At 57.6% G+C, this 3,112-nt stretch carries 3 protein-coding genes and 1 pseudogene; 3 read left to right on the forward strand and 1 reads right to left on the reverse strand.

Going from position 1 to position 3,112, the window contains the following annotated elements:
* The 3 genes and pseudogenes from RI563_RS12950 to RI563_RS13460 all read left to right on the forward strand — a co-directional run.
* Positions 1-588 (forward strand): annotated as a pseudogene (locus RI563_RS12950) (metal-dependent hydrolase); the annotation flags it as partial.
* Between the two features lie 39 nt (positions 589-627).
* A complete protein-coding gene (locus RI563_RS12955; protein ID WP_310694801.1) occupies positions 628-2,139 on the forward strand; it encodes an IS1096 element passenger TnpR family protein in 1,512 nt (503 codons plus the stop codon).
* 211 nt (positions 2,140-2,350) lie between these two features.
* Positions 2,351-2,548 carry a helix-hairpin-helix domain-containing protein gene (locus tag RI563_RS13460; protein WP_411293586.1) on the forward strand — a complete coding sequence of 66 codons (198 nt, stop codon included), beginning with the start codon at positions 2,351-2,353 and terminating at the stop codon, positions 2,546-2,548.
* Between the two features lie 166 nt (positions 2,549-2,714).
* Here the strand turns inward: RI563_RS13460 and RI563_RS12960 are convergent.
* Positions 2,715-3,112 (reverse strand): DNA adenine methylase (locus RI563_RS12960; RefSeq protein WP_310694802.1); only part of this gene is annotated, 398 nt, incomplete at its 5' end.

Genomic DNA, 3,112 nt, shown 5'->3' on the forward strand with positions numbered 1-3,112 from the left:
GGTCAACAGGTGGCGCTGGTCGGTCTGGCCACGCTGGCGATGTATATCGGACTGCAACATTTTCAGGCCTGGCAGGTGCGTGATCTGGGTCGGGAATATGTCCAGCAGCACAGTCTGGAACAGGCCAAAGTGCATGCCCTGCCGCAACCGCTGTCGCCGTTTAACTGGAAGATCGTCATCGAGCAACCTCAGCACTATCACGTGAGTTATGTGAACCTGCATCGCCAGCAGGTAATACCTGCCTCAGGGGAGCAGGCGGGGATACTCGAACGCATCAATGCCATTTATCGGCCGTGGAACCAGCTCAGCTGGCAGACGTTGTCCCGTTATGGCGAAGGTGCCGGGCGCGAACTGGCACGCGATGTCTGGCGGCAGGATATATTGAAGGATATTCGGGATTTCATGCTGTTCCCCGCCCTGTATCGTATCGAGCAGCGCGAGCAGGGGCTGTGTGCCTGGTACCAGGACCATCGTTTTATCCTGGGGGATGCGCGCAACGTGCCGTTTCGCTTTGGCGCCTGTCGCAACGGCGACAGCGACTGGCAGCTTTACCGTCATCAGGGCGATCATGTTATTCCGCTGAACTGATATGCCAATTACAATACACAAAACGGGTCACGTGAACCTATGAACAAGATTTACCGCATTCTGGTTTGCCTGCGCCATGTCGAGCCGTCGGTCTGGCGGCGGATCGAGGTGACGGCCGATACCGAACTGGGCGATCTGCACTCGATCATCCAGATCGCCATGGGCTGGGAGGACGCGCATCCGCACGCCTTTCGAATCGGCAAGCGGCTCTATGGTGATCCGGCCTCACTACCCCAGGCAGAGCAGGACGAATTCGACGTCACACTGGCCGACCTTGTCGGTGAAGGCGACACCATTGTGTACGACTATGACTTCGGTGACGGTTGGGAACATGAGCTGAAAATCGAACAGGTTCTGGTTCCCGAAGCGGAGACGACGTCTCCCCGCTGTCTGGCCGGCGAGGGTGCCTGTCCGCCCGAGGACTGTGGCGGGCCACCGGGGTACGCCAACCTGCTGGCGGCGCTGGCCGATCCGGCACACGAGGCGCATGACGACGCGCTCGAGTGGCTCGGAGAGGAGTTCGACCCGGCCGAGTTTAATATCGAACCGGTCAACGAGATGCTGGGCCTGGAGGTCGAGGACTTTTTACCAACGTCACCGGTATACGCAGAGAATGAACTGACCGCCATGTCGGAGGCGGCGTTGTTCGATGAACTGGCGGAGCACGGCGATCGTGTGCCGCGCAACCTCATCGACGAATGCGCCCGTCGCGGCGATGCCATGCTGGCGCAACTGGAGGCTTTCCTGCAAACCCGGCCAACGTGGGAGGCCGCGGACGATGAACGGTTTTGGCTGCCGCTGCATGCGGTGATGATCCTCGGTCTGATGTCCGGGGAACGGGCCGAGCAACTGCTAATGGACTATTTTTTTGCCATTGTCACTGGTGACGAGGATAACCTGCAGGAATGGCTGGCCGGTTACTGGCCGGCGCTGATGCACAATAAACCCGGTACCGTGCTCGGGCAATGGCATACGGCGCTCGAGGATAAACAATACGACTGGTATCCGCGCAGTTTCATGGCCGAAGTTATTCTGGCGGCGGCCGGTCGCGAGGGCGGCGCGATGTTGGAGGAAACCCTCGATCGCCTGGCGCGGATTGCCGCCGAGGAATCGGAGGACTGGACCCTGCGCATGCTAATCTCCCTGCATCTGCTCGATTTTCCAAGGGAACGGCATCGTTCTCTGCTGGAACACCTCGCCGATCGCCAGCAAGACTTCGATCGGAGCTTTGACAGGAAGTCGATCGATGAGAGCTTTGCTCGCAATACCGACCAGCCCGACTGGGAACGGTTCGCCAATCCCTGGCAGTTTTATGATCTGGCGGCCATCGAACAGCGTCAGCGGCGCTGGCTGGAGGAAGATCTGGACAGATTGGAGGAGCAAGACGAACTGTTGGTCGATGACGGCATTCCACCCTTTGCATTTGATGCCAATGCGACCTTTCAGCAACCCTGGCAACGCCAGTCACCCAAGGTCGGCCGCAACGATCCCTGCCCCTGCGGCAGTGGCAAAAAATACAAAAAATGCTGCCTCAACAAAAACTTGCACTGAACGAATGCCCTCAAGGCTTTGTAGGTGGTGATTCCATCGGTGACTTGCCTGGATTCGAAAGGTCGCGGCTGAAAGCCCCTCCCACAGAACAGGTGCCAGAGGCAAGGTCCCGGGTTTTCCCGAAGGATCTGTTAGGAGCCGATTGACGCACAGTTGCAGACCCGGATGCGCGCAGCGCTACAGGGCGTTTTTGCCTCAATTTGGAATTGGGGTGCGTCCCACGCACCGTCCGGGCATCGGGCCGGAACTTGCCGCCCGACTGTTGGAGCGGTTTGGTACGGTTCAAGCGGTGATGGCCGCCGATCCGACGGAGCTTGAGGCTGTGCCGGGAATTGGCAGGCAGACCGCGGCACGGCTTCGTTGGGCGATAGCGGAAGATAAACCACGTTATCGACAAGAGTGCTATTGAGACAATCAAGGCTCGTTGGGGTAAGAATACCGATTTGGCACTCGGGTGGCCTGATACTATGCGTTACGAAACGGTGTCCATTTCATAGAAAAAAATAATAATGCGCACCGCGTCAGTGGAATTGATGGAGTAAGACATAAAACGGGTGGCAATTATACCGCCCGTTTTATTTGAACAGCGCCAGAATCTCACCGGCGCTGTTGCGCTTTTTCCCGTTGCAGCTGATATAGCGCTGTACCTTGAAGCGTTTGTTTTTATCGGCCTGTTGATAGATTTTGCGTGTGTAGGCCGTGTTGTGATTGGAGATCAATACCGGGATGTTTCGTCCTGCACAGCTTTGTGCCAGATCGGCCAGGTATTGTTGATCGTCCAGACTGAAGCCACCGGCGCTGTAGGTAGTGAAGTTGGCGGAGGTCGATAGTGGCACGTAGGGCGGATCGCAATAGATGACATCGCCCCGTCGGGTCTGTTGCATTGTGTGTTCGAAATCGCTGACAAAAAAATCCGCGCGCTGTGCCCGGTGATGAAAGGCGAGCATCTCCTTTTGCGGAAAGTAGGGGCGCT

The sequence above is a fragment of the Thiohalophilus sp. genome, from assembly GCF_031581315.1.
Taxonomy (GTDB): Bacteria; Pseudomonadota; Gammaproteobacteria; order UBA6429; family Thiohalophilaceae; genus Thiohalophilus.

Bases quoted from the DNA above. Each gene is read 5' to 3' on its own strand.
- RI563_RS12955 (WP_310694801.1), top strand. From the start codon at position 628: ATGAACAAGATTTACCGCATTCTGGTTTGCCTGCGCCATGTCGAGCCG.